This is a genomic window from Gluconobacter sp., assembly GCF_047722525.1.
In the GTDB taxonomy this organism is placed as follows: domain Bacteria; phylum Pseudomonadota; class Alphaproteobacteria; order Acetobacterales; family Acetobacteraceae; genus Gluconobacter.
The window spans coordinates 265,879-282,033 of record NZ_JBDNYY010000003.1; the positions used below are offsets into that span (position 1 = coordinate 265,879).

A 16,155-nucleotide genomic window follows, 5' to 3' on the forward strand; every position below is an offset into this window, starting at 1 on the left:
GGTCTCAGTCCCGGCTGATCGAACCCGTTCCGAAAGCCAGTCCCGCCGCGGCAATCAGCGCAGCATAATAGGCGTCGGAATGGCTGAGCGTGGCGTCCAGATATCCGTTCTGGGCAATGCTGGTCTGGGTCAGTGATCCCACCCCGCTGCGATAGGCCGCGGAAGAGGCTTCGAAACTGGTGCGCGCTGCAGTCTCCAGCTGGTCGGACGCGGCATAGGCGCTCAGGCTGGTCCGAAGAGCATTTTCTGCCGCAACGATCTGCTTGACGGAACTGTCCACCGTCTGTTGCAGGGTGGCGTCCGCACTGTCCGACTGATCCTGCGCCTGTTTGAGCAGGGCGGCCCGCGTCCCGCCATCAAAAATCGGCACCGTGATGCCCCCGAGGATCAGGCTGCTGAACGCATTGCTCGACAGGTTGAGCGTTGGAGGCGCCTCGCTCCCCACGCCCGGGACGGACGACAATGCCAGACGCCCGGTGGTGTAAGCCACATTTCCCGTCATGAAAATCTTGGGCAGGAACTCGCTTCGCGCCGCCTGAACCCGGCTTTTCGCGGCTTTCGCACTGGCATAGGCGGCCAGAACATCCGGCCTGCGCGACACCGCCTGCTGAACGAAGGCATCCGTCAGGCGCATGTCCTCCAGCCCGAGCGGCCGTCCGGAAATATCCAGCGTCTCCAGCTTCGTGGCGGGGGAGATGCCAACCGCGTTCAGAAGCTCCAGCCGGGTATTTTCCTCGTCACCTTCAGCCTGCACGAGGCGCAGTTCCGTCTGCGCCGTCGCCTGCCGCGCCTGTGTGACATCGACAATCGTGCCCTGTCCCTGATGCAGCCTGGCTTCCGCTGCAGCCTGCACAAACCGGGCATTGTCCCGCGCCAGACGCAGAAGCCGTACCCGACTTGTGGCGGCGGCATGCGTGTAATAGGCCGTCGTCACGCCATAGATGATTTTCTGATGGGCTGCGGTGAACAGGACATTGGTGGCGATCTGGGCCTGCTTCGTGGCCTCGATCACGGCTTCGCGCTTGCCGAAATCGAACAGCAGCCATTCCATTCCGAGCGTCTGGACTTCGCCCGCGCCCGAATTGTTGTTACGTACGCCGCCCAGCGCGTTTTCCAGCCCGCTCAGACCGGAGTTGACGATGCCTTCCGCCGCACCCGCGTTGCTGATCGTGGGGTTTGCGCCATCATTACGGCTGTGGTTGTAGCCTCCAACTACGGTCGCTGTCAGACGGGGCAGGTAGGTACTGCGGGCTATGCCGACCGCCAGAGCGGCATCGCGCGCCATGTTCCAGGCCCGGCGCGTCTCGGGATTGGCCGATTGTGCAATGTCGATCAGTTCCACCAGGGAATAGGCATGTCCGCCCTGCACCGATAGTTCCGGGGCAGGGGGCCGCACCCGGATCTGCGTATTGGAGGGCAGCGTATATCCGGCAGGCAGGTTGAGTGCGTGTGGATTGTGCTTTCCGGGCAGGAGTTCACCACTTGCGGCGATATTGGGCTGCCAGGGCCGGTCCGGAGCGGCTGGCGCGCTGTCCAGAGCCTGCGTGGCACAGGCCGAGAGGCAGAGGGACAACGAACACAGCGCGACCCGTTTCAGGAAAACCGCGGCGTCACGATCTGACAGGTCGCGCGGAAAGAAAATTGCGGGGCGGGTCATCGGGCAATCTGTTCCAGTCGTGCCGTGCGGTCGAAAAAATCGGGTCTGTCCGGAGTGACGAGCAGTTCTTCCGAGAGTTGCGCCGCATCATCGAGCGCCTTCTGCGTGGCTTCAAGCCGGGGAAGATCGGCCCGCATATGCGCGGGTTCGGACATGGCATATTCCAGGATGCGCTCGCCTTGCAGAAGGGCCGACTGGGTCCGGGAAACGGCGTCCGCGCGGGCCTGAGGAGTTGAGGCTTTCGCCTGTTGTTTCAGGCAGTCCCTCAGTTTGTGCAGTCCGTCGCCGATCCTGTCATAGGCGCTGGCCGGCCAGAAACTCGTGAACATGGCGTAGGTGATGAAATTGCCAAGCATGATCCCCACGATCCGGTCTCGCGCGGTCGCCATGTCGCTGGTGGGGCCGTAACCTTTCAGATCCGTCAGATAGAAGGCCAGCCCGATCTGGAACCCCGCATAGGCAATGCGCTCGTCGCCGGTTTTGACCCATGCTCCGATCAGGGAGACCGCAAAGACCAGCAGCAGAAATCCGGTAATGCCGTTGAGATGCGGCATGACGAGAATGATGGAGGCTATGCCAAGCGTGCCTCCGACCAGAGCGCCCGCAATACGCAGGGTCAGCTTGGAAATCATTTCCCCCATCGTGGGCAGGGCCACAATGAAACAGGTGATGATGCAGGTATGGATGCCCGGCCAGTCCAGAACCTTGAACGTCAGGTAGCTCAGCATGACAGCCGCCGTTCCCTTGACCGCAAACCGCACATGGTCGGGATTGGTGAAGGCATCGTTCGCAAGAAAACCGGATTTTTTCTCCTGCAGTGCTTTTGCAGCATCCTCCGCAGGAGGCACTGCAAAATCGGGGAGCAGATCGGCCATTGCGCCAGCCGCGGGAGATGCAGGACTGACAGCAGGCCGTTCAATATTGGCGGGATAGTCTCCATCCGCGAAAATGGTGGCCATCTCCTCAAGGACCGTCATCAGACAGGCCGCGTCTTCCACAGGAAGGCCGCTCCTGCTGGCCTCATCGGCAAGCGCGAGCACCGCCACACTGCTGCTGGCTGCCTGTCGGAGGCAGGCCAGATCGTGCGTGGACCAGATCTTTTCCAGCCCGGCCATTTTCGCCGACTTCATCATGTCGGCCGTGCCGGCGCGCAGCATGTCCGTGGCCTGCTCCCGCACATCATCATCGGGAGCGCGCAGCAGCCGACACGCCATGCGAAGACGGGCCGCAATACTGTCGGTCAGGATTTTTCGTGGAGACGGGCAGATCAGCAGGCCGAGCACGACCATGACGGCACCCGGAACAGCGAGGAACAGATCGGTGTAAAGCAGCGCGCGGGTCACGACTTCACCGACGGGAACCTCGTCGATCGCGATCAGCCCGTACACTGTGATCAGCCCGAGCATATAGGCCACGGGTTTGAGTTTGCTGGCCGATCCGAGAAAGAAGAACAGGAACGACAGCAGGGCGATGACGATCACCAGCCCCATCGGATGATCGAGCGTCAGGCGGATCAGTCCGTAGATGATCGCCAGCAGGATCAGGACCGCGACATTGACGCCGATGCCGGCAAGCGCATTCGTGACCCGGTCCTTCTGCCACAGCGCCATCGTCACGAGTGCGGGCACGGCCAGTTCGGGTACCTGCCAGATTTCCCCGACCAGAACCGTCGCCGTACATCCCGCCGCCATGCGAAGCGCGTATCCCATGCGGCCCGGAGCGGGGTTGCACACCAGACGCCAGATCCGGGTGACTCCCAGTCCGGGCCGCATCATGTCCCGATGCGGGCCGTCCACAGGAAGGGCGGCCTCAGGGACAGGCAGCGCCATGCCGGATCTCGACCGTGGCGGTGGCGCCAAGCCGCAGCAGAAGGGGATTGGTTTTCTCCAGACGGATGCGGACCGGGAAACGCTGCGCCACATGCACCCAGTCCATCTGCCGGGGCACGATGGGCAGCGACCGTGCAATTCCGGCGGAATCCACCGAAAGCACGCCCCAGCCAATGCTCTCGACATGGCCCCGCAACGGGGTACGACGGTCGATCATGGAATGGACCGTCACGCAGTCTCCGATCCGCACGGCCCCCAGATTGATCTCGCGGATATTGGCCATCGCGAACCATTCATCATCAGCGATCAGCGTGAACAGGACCTGCGAGGGCGCCAGAACCTCACCCGGTTTCACCCGCAGGCTGGTGACATATCCATCCGCCGGGGCAATCACCGTGGTCTGTCGCAGTTCATAGCGTGCGTGGTCCAGCGCCGCCTGACTGGCATCACGCGCGGCGATCGAGCTTTTCAGATCCCCGATCGCAGTGGTTGCCGCAACGGACTGGTTGCGGGACTGGGCCAGCGACACTTCGGCGTCATGCAGGGCAACGCGGGCCTGATCGTATTGCTGCCAGGGGATATAGGATTTCCCGGCCAGAGGTTGAAGTCGCTGCACGGTGCGTGCCGCAAGATCGCGGTTGGTCTGGGCCCGGATGACCTGATCGTCAGCGGTCGCGGCATTGGACGTCTTGATGCTCAGCAGGCGCGTCTGGTTCTCCACCTCGGCGCTGGCCAGATCCAGATTGGCCTGCGCCTGCCGGACGGTCAGTTCGTACGGCTCGGGGTCCAGCCGATAGAGCACGTCGCCCTTGTGGACATGCTGGTTGACCGTGACATCCAGTTCCTTCAGCCGTCCCCCCACGGTGGACGCGACATGCACCATTTCCGCGTCGATGGTTCCGCTGTCCGAAGAGGGGTGGGCGCTGTCTTCACGGGAGACGTGAATGCCGAAAACGATGGCCGTCCCCACACAGAATACCGCGATAATGATACCGATCGGCTTTTTGCCGGAGACATGGATGCGCTGCACGATCAGGGTCCGAATACCAGCGTCCACACCGTCAGTGCGGCGATGACGCCCAGGGCGACATAGGTGAAGAGACGAAAGCTGAGCAGGGCATCAAGGCCCGTCAGCAGGAAAAGAACCCGCAGGCCAACAGCCGTGGCCACCCCGACCAGCCCGCAGACCATCCAGTCCGGAAAATAGGCGCCGACGACAGGAAAGGACGGCGCCCCACGCAGGGAACAGCCCCCCGTCACAAGGCACAGGCCGGAAATGCAGAGACGCAGGCGGGCAGGTCGCATGAGGGGGACGGGAACTTTCGCTGCGGCCATCAGGAAAAGCCGAGCCTATCACATCCTTTTGCGAAAGCTACAGTTCCCCTGACCATGGAATGAAGTCAAAAAAAGAAAACTGGACCCTTTGCGGAAAGTTTCACAAAACAGGAACGGTTCAGAACAGGGCATGAGGCAATGACGGACAGATTTTTTCCCGCGATGTTTCTTCTGGGTCTGCTGGTGAGTGGGCAGGCATTTGCGGCCAGACAGGATCTTGTCCTGTCGCCGGTCAATACACAGGCCCGTCTGCATGCACGCTCTGCCCTTACGGATATTGATGGCGGCTTCGAGGATATTTCCGGTTCCCTGACCTATGATCTGGATCGTCAGACCTGTCATGTGGACATGACCATGAGTGTCAATTCCCTGAAGGTCGGAAGTGCGGTTCTCAGGCAGATCATGCTCTCGGGCATTATGCTCGACAGCGATACTCATCCCGTCATGAGATATGTGGGTGACTGCCGCCCTAAAATTACCAACGGTCATCTGCAGACAGAACTTGCGGGACAGTTGAGCATGCGCGGGCAGAGCCATCCCTTCGTCCTGTCGACCGCGCTTCAGTTTCAGGGCAACACCCTCATGCGCATCGTAAGTCAGGGCACGTTCGACCAGAGACAGTGGGGGATGAGCACGCTTCTGCATTCCGTAAATCCCATGGTGCGCGTCGAAACGGTGATCCTCATGAAGTAAGCGCCCCGGATGCTTGAAGCGTATCGGGCCATCCGATAAGCAGGCTTGAAAATCTCCCGTTTCTCCAGCTTCTGGCCTTGTGGACATGACCCAGCGGACGCCTCTGATCCTTTCCTTCGGCAGTATCAATATTGATCTGACGGCCCGCAGCCAGCGGCTTCCCCGCCCGGGAGAAACCGTCCATGCCGACAGCTACGCGATCGGTCTGGGGGGCAAGGGCAGCAATCAGGCCGCCGCTGCCGCGAGGCTGGCGCGTCCCTTTGACTTGGATGTTGCCCTGGCCGGCCGTGTCGGATGCGATGCCTTCGGGGCACAGGCCCGCGCCAGCCTCACAGATTTCGGTGTGGATCTGTCTCCCCTGCGGGACGATGCGGACAACCCGACCGGCATTGCCCTGATCGGGATCGATGCGTCAGCGGAAAACTGCATCACTGTCGCGGGTGGCGCGAACATGGTTCTCGACGGGACGGATGTCGTCGCGGCATCGCCCTGGCTGGATCGCGCCCGCGTTCTGCTGCTCCAGCTTGAAATCCCGCAGACGACCGTTCTCGCCGCAGCACGCCGGACACGACAAGCGGGCGGGATCGTTGTGCTCGATCCTGCCCCGGCCCCCGCGCAGGGACTCCTCGCGCCGCTCTGGTCCGAGATCGACATTCTTACGCCCAATGAAAGCGAAACCTTCAGCCTGACCGGTATCCGCCCCACGACCGTTGAAGAGGCGGGTGAAGCTGCGGATATCCTGCTGGCGAAAGGTGTGCGCGCCGTTCTGGTCAAAATGGGCGCCAAAGGGGTGTTCTGGCATGACGGCACTGCATCGGGGCACCTGCCGCCATTCCACGTTGTACCTATCGATACGGTGGCCGCCGGAGACTGTTTCAACGCTGGCCTTGCCGTGGCCCTGGCCTGTGGCGAAAACCTGAAGGACGCGGCACGGATTGCCTCTGCCTGCGGGGCCCTCGCCACCACCCGTCATGGCGCCGCCGATGCCGCGCCGGAATGGGAGGAGGTCGCGGCGCTTATGCGCGGCTGAAGACGCTCTGCTTGCACCATCCGTTTTTTGGGTCCAGGGTCCCGGACATCGTAACGGACTGAAGAATGGACCCGCAGGCAAATGACCAGAAAGCGCATTATATGGATGGTTCTGTCCGGAGCTCTCATGACGGCGTTTTTTCTTGTCGCCTGCATGACGACGACAATGGATGCCGCCGGGCATATTCATGCCAGCTATTTCTGGATGACCGGCTTTGTCATTTTCGCCATCGTGCATGTCTACTGCACCTGCATGTCGAAATAACGGCCCGTTCTTTTCCAGTATCCACAGGCGCGTAAAAAAAGCAGGCCACCGGAAGATGCCCTGCTTTTTCTGTCTGAAACCGGCTCCCGTTTCAGTAAGGGCCCGGTCCGTATCCCGGTGCGACATTGCCTGGCGGGGGTGGAGGAGGAGGTCCATTGGGTCCGGCAGGCTGCATCATGCCGGGTGCTGTTCCCATGCCATTGGCACCAACGACACCGGCGATCAGACCGGTCGCTAGAGCCGTGAGCAGGAACTGGTCCCCATACCGCATCCAGTAATAGCCGCGTGGCGGGGCGTAGAGACCACGATAGTTGCGCCAGTTATTGACGGCCCAGCGCCTGCCGCGTGGCCCATCATAACGGTCTCCACGGTGCCAGACGCGATCATGACCACCGCGACCGCCGCCGCGATAATCTCCGTGTCCGCCTGGACCTCTATCCCCAGGTCCGCCACCCGGACCACCACGAGGATCGGCAGAAGCAAGGGGCGCTGCGGCGAGGAGGCAGCCAGCCATCAACCCTGCGAATAGTTTTGTCTTCATAACTCACCTTCAAACCCAGCGATGGTCCCCGAGGAAATGGCCGGGAGACCTGCGCTGAACTGTCATAGAGCCCTTAAAGCATGGCTGGAATATGGCTTCGGGCCGCGTCTTGTAACGGCCGGGGAGGGCTTCAGGTTGCCTTTCATGTTACGATCGGCTGGACAGGACATATCGCCAGCTTCCCGTGTGATGAAATGTGCGCTTATGTTCGTTTTCTTACATTCAGCCACCGGATTACCCTGCATGCGACATGAGCCGCCTCTGACCAGCCCGCGCCAGGACCAGATCGTGCGTCTGGTCCGCAGTCATGGCTATATGGCCAGTGAGGACATGGCGCAGCATTTCGGGGTCGCCGTTCAGACAATCCGCCGGGACGTAACCTATCTGGCGGGCCTTGGTCTGCTGTGTCGCCATCATGGGGGTGCCACGCCCGTCTCCACGGTTGAAAACCTCGATTACGGCGCGCGCCAGATTCTCAATTCGAATGCCAAAACCGCAATCGGACGGTACGCGGCTTCCCTGATTCCCGACCGGTCTTCCCTGTTCATCAATATCGGCACCACCACAGAAGCCTTCGCCCGATCGCTTGCGAACCACAAGGATCTGCGGATCGTGACGAACAACCTGCATGTGGCATCGCTCGTCTCGGGCCGGACGGATTTTCACACCGTCCTCGCCGGAGGGCAGTTGCGACCGCGGGACGGCGCTATTCTGGGCGCGAATGCCATCGAGACCCTCTCATCCTTTCGCACGGAGTTTGGCGTGATCGGCATCAGCGGAATCGAGGAAGACGGAGCCCTTCTGGATTTCGATCTGAGCGAGATCCAGTGCGCACGCACGATCATCCGCAACTCACGCCGTGTCCTGCTTCTGGCGGATCACACGAAGTTCACCCGGCGCCCGATGGGGAGGGTCGGGGATCTGCGGGATATTGATGACCTGATCACCGACAGACCGGTCTCCGAGGCTTTTCAGAGACATCTGGAGAGCGCAGGCGTGACGCTCCATGTGGCTGAAAATAACGTATAACTTCTCACGATCCAACACTATCGCGTTACGAATCACATAAAACACTTTCTTTATCGCTCAACATGCTCCAAAACGAACATCGACCGCTCGTTTTGGAGCGTGATGACAGGAGAGTGTGATGTCATCGATTCACGAGGTTTCATCTGCGGCCACTGGGTCCGCCCCTTACGACCTGCTGGTCGTGGGCGGCGGCATCAACGGCTGTGGAATTGCGCGGGATGCCGCGGGCAGGGGAGCGAAGGTGCTTCTCGTTGAGCAGGATGACCTTGCAAGCCATACGTCGTCCGCCAGCACCAAGCTGATTCACGGTGGCCTGCGCTATCTCGAATATTATGAGTTCCGGCTGGTCCGCGAAGCCCTGATGGAGCGTGAGCGTCTGCTGAAGATCGCGCCGCACATCATCTGGCCCATGCGCTTCGTCCTGCCTCATTCGAAAATGCTGCGTCCGGCCTGGCTGCTGCGCACGGGCCTGTTCCTGTACGATCACCTCTGTCCGAACATGACGCTGCCGCGAACAAAAGCGCTGAACCTGCGGACGGCTCCGGCCGGGAAGCCGCTGCGTTCCGAATATGTGCGCGGTTTCGAATATTCCGATGGCTGGGTGCAGGACAGCCGGCTCGTGGTTCTCAATGCCATGGATGCCGTGCGCGTTGGCGCCAGGATCCAGACCCGTACCCGTCTGGTCAAAGCCGTGCGTGGCCCGCAGGCCTGGACCGCAACGCTTGAGGATACCGAGACTGGTGAGCAGAGCACGGTTCAGGCAAGGGCCCTCGTCAATGCTGCCGGTCCGTGGGTGGCCGAACTGCTGCATGACCGCCTGAACGTGCCGAGCCGCAACCGTGTGCGTCTGGTCAAGGGAAGCCATATCGTGGTGCCGCGCGTCTTTGACGGCTCACAGGCCTACATTTTCCAGAACCCGGACAAGCGGATCGTCTTCGCTATCCCTTACGAGCAGGATTTCACCCTGATCGGCACCACGGATGTTCCGTGGGAGCAGGACCCGGGTCAGGTCGAGATCTCGCCCGATGAAATCAGCTATCTGTGCGAGAGCGTGAACCGCTACTTCACGAAAACCGTCCGTCCCGAGGACGTTGTCTGGAGCTACGCCGGTGTGCGTCCGCTCTATGACGACAATTCGGGCAACGCCTCGGCCGTGACACGCGATTACGTTCTGGATGTGGATGCGGCAGCCGCGCCGATCCTGTCGGTGTTCGGCGGCAAGATCACGACCTTCCGCAAACTGGCCGAACACGCCGTCGAGAAGCTTGCGCCGCATCTTCCCGTCCTGCGCAAGCCGGCTTGGACGGATGGCACGCCGCTTCCGGGCGGAGAATTCGCACCGAAGGATTTCGACGCGCAGCTCCGTCGCTTCAGAGGATACGCGCCGCATCTGTCCGAACGCAGTTCATGGCGGCTGATGCGCAATTACGGCCTGCGCGCCTATGACATCGCGACTTCCGACCCCAGGGCCATGGGCCAGATGTTCGGCGATACGCTCAGTGCGCGTGAGGTGGATTACCTGATCGACAACGAATGGGCCCGCACCAGCGAAGACATCCTGTGGCGTCGTTCGCGGCTCGGCCTGTTCGTCAGCGATGCCGATCGTGCCGCCCTTCAGACCTATGTCGAAGGACGGATTCAGGGCGGTGTTGCCCCCGTTTCAGACCCCAGCCTGGTCACGCGTCAGAACGTCGCCTGACCGCATAGCTTCATCTTTTCATGGCGGATACCAGTCATGTCAGAAAACAGGCGTTACCTTGGTGAGCTCCTCTCGGAGTTCTTCGCAGTCGCAATCATCGTCCTTTTCGGGGACGGTGTTGCGGCCATGTACTCGCTCTACGATCCCAGTCCGTACAAATCGGCTTACTGGGGGGTGTGTATCGTCTGGGGTCTGGGTGTGACGGTAGCGATTTACGCCACCGGTGCCATCAGCGGAACCCACGCGAACCCGGCCGTCACAATGGCGCTGGCCATGTTCCGCGGCTTCTCGTGGAAAAAGGTTATCCCCTACATTAGCGCTCAAGTACTGGGCGGTTTTGCCGGGGCGGCCCTCGTATACTCGCTCTATGTTCCGGTGATCGACCATTTCAACATGGCGCACAACCTGACGCGCGCCGTCGATGGCGGTGCCGCGGGCGTATTCTTCACCCATCCGGGTGATTTCGTCACGGTCTCCCATGCGTTCTGGGATGAACTGGTCCTGACGGCCGTACTGGTCTTCGGCATCTTCGCGATCACCTGCCAGTACAATACGCAGGCTCCTCAGGCGAACTCCAGCGCGCTGATCATCGGTCTGCTGGTCGCGATCATCGGTGCATCCTGTGGCTACCTGGATGCCTGGGCCATCAACCCGGCCCGTGATTTCGGTCCGCGGCTGTTCTGCTTCTTCGCAGGATGGGGACAGAGCGCCCTGCCGGCACCGGGCAACTACTTCTGGGTTCCGATCGTAGCCCCGCTGATCGGTGGTCCGATCGGGGCAGCGGTGTACCACTACGGCCTGCGCCCTTTCATGCCGCGTTACCTGGAACAGACCATCACCGTGGCACCGGAAGGGGTCAACCCCGCCGAACCGGTTCTGATCGTTTCCAATCCGGGTGATCCAGCCCTGCCGGTCGTTAACCGGGTCTCCTGAAATCCGTCCGAAACCTTCCGAATTCTCAAGATCTTCCGCCGGAGAATATATCATGAGCAAGAAAGACTGCATCCTCGCCATTGATCAGGGTACGACCTCGACCCGCAGCATCGTCTTCGGAAAGGATGCGCAGGCTCTGGCCATTTCCCGCCGCGAATTTCCTCAGTATTACCCTGAACCCGGCTGGGTCGAGCATGATGTGGAAGACATCTGGCGCGATGTGCTCGCCACGGCGCGCGAGACGATTGACGAGGTCGGTGGACCGGACCGTATCGCGGCCCTCGGCATCACCAACCAGCGCGAGACCATCGTGATCTGGGACCGCGAGACAGGCCGTGCGATCCATCGCGCGCTCGTCTGGCAGGACCGTCGCACGGCTCATGAGTGCAATCTGCTGCGTCAGCAGGGCAGGGAAGCCATGGTTCGTGAAAAGACGGGCCTTCTGCTGGATCCGTATTTCTCCGCCAGCAAGATTGCCTGGCTGCTGGACCATGTGCCTGATGCCCGCCGCCGTGCGGAAGCAGGCGAACTCGCTGCGGGCACGATCGACTGCTTCCTGCTGTGGCGCCTGACCGGCGGTAAGCGTCATGCAACGGACATTACCAATGCCTGCCGCACGTCGCTGTTCAACATCCACACGCAGCAGTGGGATGAGGAGCTTCTGCAGCTCTTTAATGTGCCACGCGCGCTTCTCCCTGAAGTCTGCGACAACAGCAGCGATTTCGGCGAGACGGAAGCCAAGCTGTTCGGCGAAAAGATCGCCATCGGCGGTATGGCGGGTGACCAGCACGCCGCCGTCATCGGGCAGGCCTGTTTTCAGGAGGGCATGGCCAAGGCAACCTATGGCACGGGCTGCTTCATGCTGCTCAACACCGGCGAGAAGCCCATCAAGTCCAATAACCGTCTGCTGACCACGATCGCCTATCGCATCGGGGGCAAGACCTTCTATGCACTTGAAGGCTCCATCTTCGTCGCGGGTGCCGGCATCAAGTGGCTGCGTGATGGTCTGCAACTGATCACCCATGCCTCCCAGACCGACGACATGGCGACCCGCATCCCCGACAGTCACGGCGTCTATATGGTTCCGGCCTTCGTGGGCCTTGGTGCGCCGCACTGGGACCCCGATGCCCGCGGTCTGATCTGCGGCCTGACCCTTGGCTCCACGCAGGCCCATATCGCGCGTGCCATGCTGGAATCCGTGGCATTCCAGACCTATGACCTGATCCGGGCCATGCGTGAGGACGGTGCCATGCGCACCAGTATCCTGCGTATTGATGGTGGAATGGCGGTCAATGACTGGTTCGCCCAGTTCCTGTCGTCCATGCTCAAGGCCGAGGTCGAACGTCCGGTCAATATCGAGACCACGGCGCTCGGAGCGGCGTTCCTCGCCGGATTGCAGGTCGGGTTGTGGAAGAGCCTCGACGAGGTCGCGGCGACCTGGAAGCAGGAGCGCGTCTTTGCTCCGAAGATGGATCCGGCCCAGCGCCGCATCATGATCGACGGCTGGCATGATGCCGTTCGCCGGACGCTGACACCGGTTGCTCCGGTAGCCCACTCCGCCATCGAGGCCGCACCAAGTCAGGCGGCTTGAGCGTTAAAGAAAATAAAAAGTCCAGAAACCGGCATCTGAAAGGGTGCCGGTTCCTTTGCATTAATCTGTCCTTCCCGGCAGGGGCGATCAAATTTATGACTGGGTAGCCCCTTGGACAGAACGCCTCTCCCGGTCCCGTTTGCGGAGTTGTGGCTTTAATCTTGGGGGACTTGGCAGTATCCTGCTGTGCAGTCCGGAAGATGGGCGAACGCGAATGGCGTGTTTTTCCCATCCTCTGCCGGAAAACAGGAAGTATGTCCGCAATGACCGTCCCGCAGCAGTCCAGCCCCTTTTTCAATCAGCTGCGTCAGATCAATGGAGATCGCGGCTTTCTCGCAAATCTGGGTGGCTTTTTCTGCGTGAGCTGCATGATGGGACTGGGCAATCTCTTCAGCCAGTCGCTGTTTCATGAAAACATGGCGTGGCTTCTGGGGCCGCTCATGGTCATGATCGCGCTCTATTTTTTCGTGCCCTATTTTGTCCTGCTGGTGACGAACCGTCGTTCCGGCGAAAGCTGAACTCCGGAATAATCCACAAAAAAGGGGAGACGGACCTGATCCGTCTCCCCTTTTTTGTAGTCTGTACGCGATGGATGTCAGTGCGGCGTGTTGTTCTTGCGCATCTGTGCAACCTGATCGGCCGTTACGTTGTAGGTGCCGTTGCCAAACGTCTTGCTGACATAGTTCACGAGGCTCGCGACTTCCCCGTCATCCAGTCGCTGCACGTCCGACGTGCTGCCGAAGGCCGGCATGCTGGCATGACCATCCGCCGTCGTACGGTTCACACCGGTCAGGATCGTCATGATCAGATTATCCGGACGACCGGCCCCGACGACGGAGTTTTTATAAAGGGACGGAGCATACTGATCCGTAGTTCCCGCACCGTTCTGCCCATGACAGGCCGCGCAGTTTGCGTCGAACAGGTTCGCCGGGCTCTTATGGGACAGGTTGTCGATCCGGGTCAGCTCGCCGGAGCGCAGATCGGGCGTGTTGTCCGCTTTGCCGAAACCATCACGGGGCTGGTGATCGGCATCATCATCCATGGGTTTGACCTGGCGGATGAAGGCCGCAAGCGCATGCAGATCCGCATCCGTCAGATGGCTCGTGCTGTGCTCGACAGCTTCGCCCATCGGTCCGGCCGCTTGGCTTTTACCCTTGACCCGGCCGGTCCGCAGATACTGGACGATATCGTCTTCGCTCCAGTCCCCGATGCCGCCGGTCTTGCTGGATGTGATGTTCGGCGCGTACCAGCCTGCAAGTGGACTACCGGCGAGGTACTGGTCGGATTTTTCCATCAGCATCACATTGCGGGGGGTATGGCATGTCCCGCAATGTTCAAGGGCAGTCGCAAGATACCTGCCGCGTCGCAGCGGATCATAGGTCGCGGAATCGCCGGTTTCCTGCTTCTCGCTCCCCGCCAGCATGTTCCATCCTGACAGCGTCAGGCGGATATTGCTGGGGAAGCTCAACTGCGTGGCAGGGGGTGTTTCCGCAACAGGTTTGACCCCGTTCATGAACCAGACATACAGCGCGTGAATGTCCTGATCCGTCATCCCGGCATAGGACACATAGGGCATGACGGGATAAAGGTTCTCGCCATCGCGCCGTTTGCCTTTGCGGAGCGCCTGCTCGAAGTCATGCTCCGAGTATTTGCCGATCCCATGATCCGCATCGGGGGTGATGTTCGTGGAAATGATATCGCCCATCGGGGTTGCGATCTTCAGCCCCCCCGCGAACGGCGTCCCGCCCTGTTTGGTATGACAGGCGATGCAGTCTGCAGCCGTGGCGAGATAGGCGCCACGGTTCATGACATCCTGATCGACATCCGCCGCCTGCGCAGCGTGAGCAGACAGTCCACTCAGAACCGTTCCACCAACAAGGAAAGACCAGAAAACGGTTTTGAAATCAGGCATGGAGCAGTTCTTTTTTCAGCGTATCGGCAACACGGAGCGCAAGGGCTGCGACGGTAAGGGTGATGTTCCCGGTCCCGACCGTGGAGAACACGGACGAACTTGCGATGAACAGGTTCTCATGGTCATGCGTCCGGCAATGGCCGTCCACCACGGAATCCTTGGGGTCCACACCCATGATGGTGCTGCCCGAGGGATGATCCTGCGGGAAATAACCCGGCGTCCACTGCTCGTCCGTGCCGTGCATCAGGCCGATGAGGTTCTTGAACAGCCCGCGCGTATGCTCGCAACTGCGGACCGTATATTCCGGCAGCTTGTAATAGACATCCGGATGCGGAATCCCGAGCGCATCCTTGTGCGTCTTGCTCAGCGTCAGGCGGTTGTCCGGATCGGGCAGGGCCTCGTTATGGCTGAACAGGCGGACCGTATGGGAGGCCAGATAGCGGATCTGCTCTTCCAGATCCTTACCGACATAACCCTTTGAAATTGCAAGCTGTGTCGCAAAATCGACCTGATTGTCATCGACCATGTGAACAAGATACGCGCCGCGATCGCCACGCCAGTCGCCATCACGGAAATTGTCGATCACGTTGGTCTCGAGCGGACCGCGTCCCGGCCACAGGGCCTTGTCGCCGCTGATGAACGTCACCTGCACGCCGGTATGATCCATCATGTTCCGGCCGACATGGCCCGAACTGTTGGCAATACCATCTGGGCTCTGTTCATCGGCCGAAACCAGCAGCAACTTGGCCGTCTCGATGCAATGTGCCGCGATGACGAAATACTTGCCCGTCACGCGATGCGATCCCTTGTCCGGATCGTAATAGTGAACGGCCGTCACCTTCTTGTTCGCGCTGTCACGCTCGATCTTGTAGACGACCGCATTCGGGACGAACTTCGCACCGGCTGCCTCGGCGTGATAGACGGAATATCCGCCGTTATACATCGCTCCGATGGGGCAGATCGGCATGCAGTTATTGTGCCCTTCGCAGGTCGGACGGCCGTCATAGGGCTTCGTGTTCCGGGCCTGCGGCTCATGCACGACGCGGTAGGGAGTCTTTTCATTGATGAGCTTGCGGAACTGCTGGGCCGCATAGGAAATCGGCAGCGCTTCCATGGGATAGGGCTGCTTGCGCGGCGACCCCAGATCCTCGACCTTCGGGTCCGGACCACACACACCCATCATGACTTCGGCCTGATAATAGAACGGCTCAAGGTCGTCGTATTTCAGCGCCCAGTCACGGCCCTGACCATAACGGGTCTTGAGTTCGAAATCGGATGGAAGATAGCGCCAGGCACAACCGGCCCAGTGCCAGGTCGTGCCACCCATCATCCGCAGATAGACCTGCTGATACGCTTCGGCGTTCGGGCCGCTCGTATGGAGATATTTGTTCGGCGTGATCTGGTTGGGCGGATGCTCGGCCCAGGGCGTGGACGGGAAGGGGCCCTGATACGAGGGCTTGTTTTCCAGATTGCGGAAATTATCGACGAAATGCTGCCGGTCCACCCGCGGTCCGGCTTCCAGCACGATGACGGAAATGCCGGCGCGGGCCAGTTCGTTCGCAATGGAACTGCCCGCGACACCGGATCCGACGATCACGACATCGGCGGAGAGATTTTGATCAGAAGACATAGGAGATGCTGT

At 60.7% G+C, this 16,155-nt stretch carries 15 protein-coding genes; 8 read left to right on the forward strand and 7 right to left on the reverse strand.

The features are described from left to right. Positions 1–4 precede the first annotated feature (4 nt). From ABF859_RS04770 to ABF859_RS04785, 4 genes are read right to left on the reverse strand one after another with little or no spacing between them, the layout of a single operon-like run. On the reverse strand, positions 5–1,657 hold the full coding sequence (locus ABF859_RS04770; RefSeq protein WP_415526632.1) for a TolC family protein: 1,653 nt from the start codon (positions 1,655–1,657) through the stop codon (positions 5–7). Continuing rightward, positions 1,654–3,486 (reverse strand): FUSC family protein, encoded by a 1,833-nt coding sequence (locus ABF859_RS04775; RefSeq protein ID WP_415526634.1) that lies wholly within the window; start codon positions 3,484–3,486, stop codon positions 1,654–1,656. The genes ABF859_RS04770 and ABF859_RS04775 overlap by 4 nt, the downstream gene beginning before the upstream one ends. Further along, complete coding sequence (gene mdtN / locus ABF859_RS04780) at positions 3,467–4,543, reverse strand: multidrug transporter subunit MdtN (protein ID WP_415526636.1); 1,077 nt, start codon at positions 4,541–4,543, stop codon at positions 3,467–3,469. The genes ABF859_RS04775 and mdtN overlap by 20 nt, the downstream gene beginning before the upstream one ends. Continuing rightward, on the reverse strand, positions 4,519–4,821 hold the full coding sequence (locus tag ABF859_RS04785) for a YtcA family lipoprotein (protein WP_415526638.1): 303 nt from the start codon (positions 4,819–4,821) through the stop codon (positions 4,519–4,521). Before ABF859_RS04785 ends, mdtN begins: the two co-directional genes overlap by 25 nt. 138 nt (positions 4,822–4,959) lie before the next feature. On the opposite strand from ABF859_RS04785, the gene ABF859_RS04790 reads away from it, so the two are divergent. The 3 genes from ABF859_RS04790 (at position 4,960) to ABF859_RS04800 (ending at position 6,808) form a co-directional block, all read left to right on the forward strand. Continuing rightward, positions 4,960–5,514 carry a YceI family protein gene (locus tag ABF859_RS04790; protein ID WP_415526640.1) on the forward strand — a complete coding sequence of 185 codons (555 nt, stop codon included), beginning with the start codon at positions 4,960–4,962 and terminating at the stop codon, positions 5,512–5,514. Between the two features lie 85 nt (positions 5,515–5,599). Further along, positions 5,600–6,544 (forward strand): ribokinase, encoded by a 945-nt coding sequence (locus ABF859_RS04795; protein ID WP_415526642.1) that lies wholly within the window; start codon positions 5,600–5,602, stop codon positions 6,542–6,544. A 126-nt stretch (positions 6,545–6,670) separates the two neighbouring features. Then, positions 6,671–6,808: a hypothetical protein gene (locus ABF859_RS04800; RefSeq protein WP_415526643.1), complete on the forward strand. Its 138-nt coding sequence runs from the start codon at positions 6,671–6,673 to the stop codon at positions 6,806–6,808. Positions 6,809–6,899: 91 nt separating this feature from the next. Here the strand turns inward: ABF859_RS04800 and ABF859_RS04805 are convergent, their stop codons facing one another. Further along, positions 6,900–7,322, reverse strand: a complete 423-nt coding sequence (locus ABF859_RS04805) for an RcnB family protein (protein ID WP_415526644.1) — start codon at positions 7,320–7,322, stop codon at positions 6,900–6,902. A gap of 270 nt (positions 7,323–7,592) precedes the next feature. Here ABF859_RS04805 and ABF859_RS04810 point away from each other — a divergent pair, with 270 nt between their 5' ends. The 5 genes from ABF859_RS04810 to ABF859_RS04830 all read left to right on the forward strand — a co-directional run bounded on the left by ABF859_RS04810 (position 7,593) and on the right by ABF859_RS04830 (position 13,119). Continuing rightward, positions 7,593–8,378: a DeoR/GlpR family DNA-binding transcription regulator gene (locus tag ABF859_RS04810; RefSeq protein WP_415526645.1), complete on the forward strand. Its 786-nt coding sequence runs from the start codon at positions 7,593–7,595 to the stop codon at positions 8,376–8,378. Between the two features lie 118 nt (positions 8,379–8,496). Then, positions 8,497–10,077: a glycerol-3-phosphate dehydrogenase gene (gene glpD / locus ABF859_RS04815; protein WP_415526646.1), complete on the forward strand. Its 1,581-nt coding sequence runs from the start codon at positions 8,497–8,499 to the stop codon at positions 10,075–10,077. 36 nt (positions 10,078–10,113) lie between these two features. After that, entirely contained in the window at positions 10,114–11,010 is an 897-nt protein-coding gene (locus ABF859_RS04820) for an MIP/aquaporin family protein (protein WP_415526647.1), read from the forward strand. A gap of 52 nt (positions 11,011–11,062) precedes the next feature. Further along, entirely contained in the window at positions 11,063–12,601 is a 1,539-nt protein-coding gene (glpK, locus tag ABF859_RS04825; protein ID WP_415526648.1) for a glycerol kinase GlpK, read from the forward strand. Between the two features lie 263 nt (positions 12,602–12,864). Then, positions 12,865–13,119, forward strand: a complete 255-nt coding sequence (locus ABF859_RS04830; RefSeq protein WP_415526649.1) for a hypothetical protein — start codon at positions 12,865–12,867, stop codon at positions 13,117–13,119. A gap of 77 nt (positions 13,120–13,196) precedes the next feature. Here the strand turns inward: ABF859_RS04830 and ABF859_RS04835 are convergent, their stop codons facing one another. Both ABF859_RS04835 and ABF859_RS04840 read right to left on the reverse strand, forming a co-directional pair. Further along, the gene (locus tag ABF859_RS04835) at positions 13,197–14,513 is read right to left on the reverse strand and encodes a c-type cytochrome (protein WP_415526650.1); all 1,317 of its coding nucleotides are present in this window, start codon (positions 14,511–14,513) and stop codon (positions 13,197–13,199) included. Next, positions 14,506–16,143, reverse strand: a complete 1,638-nt coding sequence (locus ABF859_RS04840) for a GMC family oxidoreductase (protein ID WP_415526651.1) — start codon at positions 16,141–16,143, stop codon at positions 14,506–14,508. The genes ABF859_RS04835 and ABF859_RS04840 overlap by 8 nt, the downstream gene beginning before the upstream one ends. Positions 16,144–16,155: the final 12 nt, after the last annotated feature.

Bases quoted from the DNA above. Each gene is read 5' to 3' on its own strand.
- ABF859_RS04770 (WP_415526632.1), bottom strand. From the start codon at position 1,657: ATGACCCGCCCCGCAATTTTCTTTCCGCGCGACCTGTCAGATCGTGAC.
- ABF859_RS04775 (WP_415526634.1), bottom strand. From the start codon at position 3,486: ATGGCGCTGCCTGTCCCTGAGGCCGCCCTTCCTGTGGACGGCCCGCAT.
- ABF859_RS04785 (WP_415526638.1), bottom strand. From the start codon at position 4,821: ATGGCCGCAGCGAAAGTTCCCGTCCCCCTCATGCGACCTGCCCGCCTG.
- ABF859_RS04790 (WP_415526640.1), top strand. From the start codon at position 4,960: ATGACGGACAGATTTTTTCCCGCGATGTTTCTTCTGGGTCTGCTGGTG.
- ABF859_RS04795 (WP_415526642.1), top strand. From the start codon at position 5,600: ATGACCCAGCGGACGCCTCTGATCCTTTCCTTCGGCAGTATCAATATT.
- ABF859_RS04800 (WP_415526643.1), top strand. From the start codon at position 6,671: ATGACGGCGTTTTTTCTTGTCGCCTGCATGACGACGACAATGGATGCC.
- ABF859_RS04805 (WP_415526644.1), bottom strand. From the start codon at position 7,322: ATGGCTGGCTGCCTCCTCGCCGCAGCGCCCCTTGCTTCTGCCGATCCT.
- ABF859_RS04810 (WP_415526645.1), top strand. From the start codon at position 7,593: ATGCGACATGAGCCGCCTCTGACCAGCCCGCGCCAGGACCAGATCGTG.
- glpD (WP_415526646.1), top strand. From the start codon at position 8,497: ATGTCATCGATTCACGAGGTTTCATCTGCGGCCACTGGGTCCGCCCCT.
- ABF859_RS04820 (WP_415526647.1), top strand. From the start codon at position 10,114: ATGTCAGAAAACAGGCGTTACCTTGGTGAGCTCCTCTCGGAGTTCTTC.
- glpK (WP_415526648.1), top strand. From the start codon at position 11,063: ATGAGCAAGAAAGACTGCATCCTCGCCATTGATCAGGGTACGACCTCG.
- ABF859_RS04830 (WP_415526649.1), top strand. From the start codon at position 12,865: ATGACCGTCCCGCAGCAGTCCAGCCCCTTTTTCAATCAGCTGCGTCAG.
- ABF859_RS04835 (WP_415526650.1), bottom strand. From the start codon at position 14,513: ATGCCTGATTTCAAAACCGTTTTCTGGTCTTTCCTTGTTGGTGGAACG.
- ABF859_RS04840 (WP_415526651.1), bottom strand. From the start codon at position 16,143: ATGTCTTCTGATCAAAATCTCTCCGCCGATGTCGTGATCGTCGGATCC.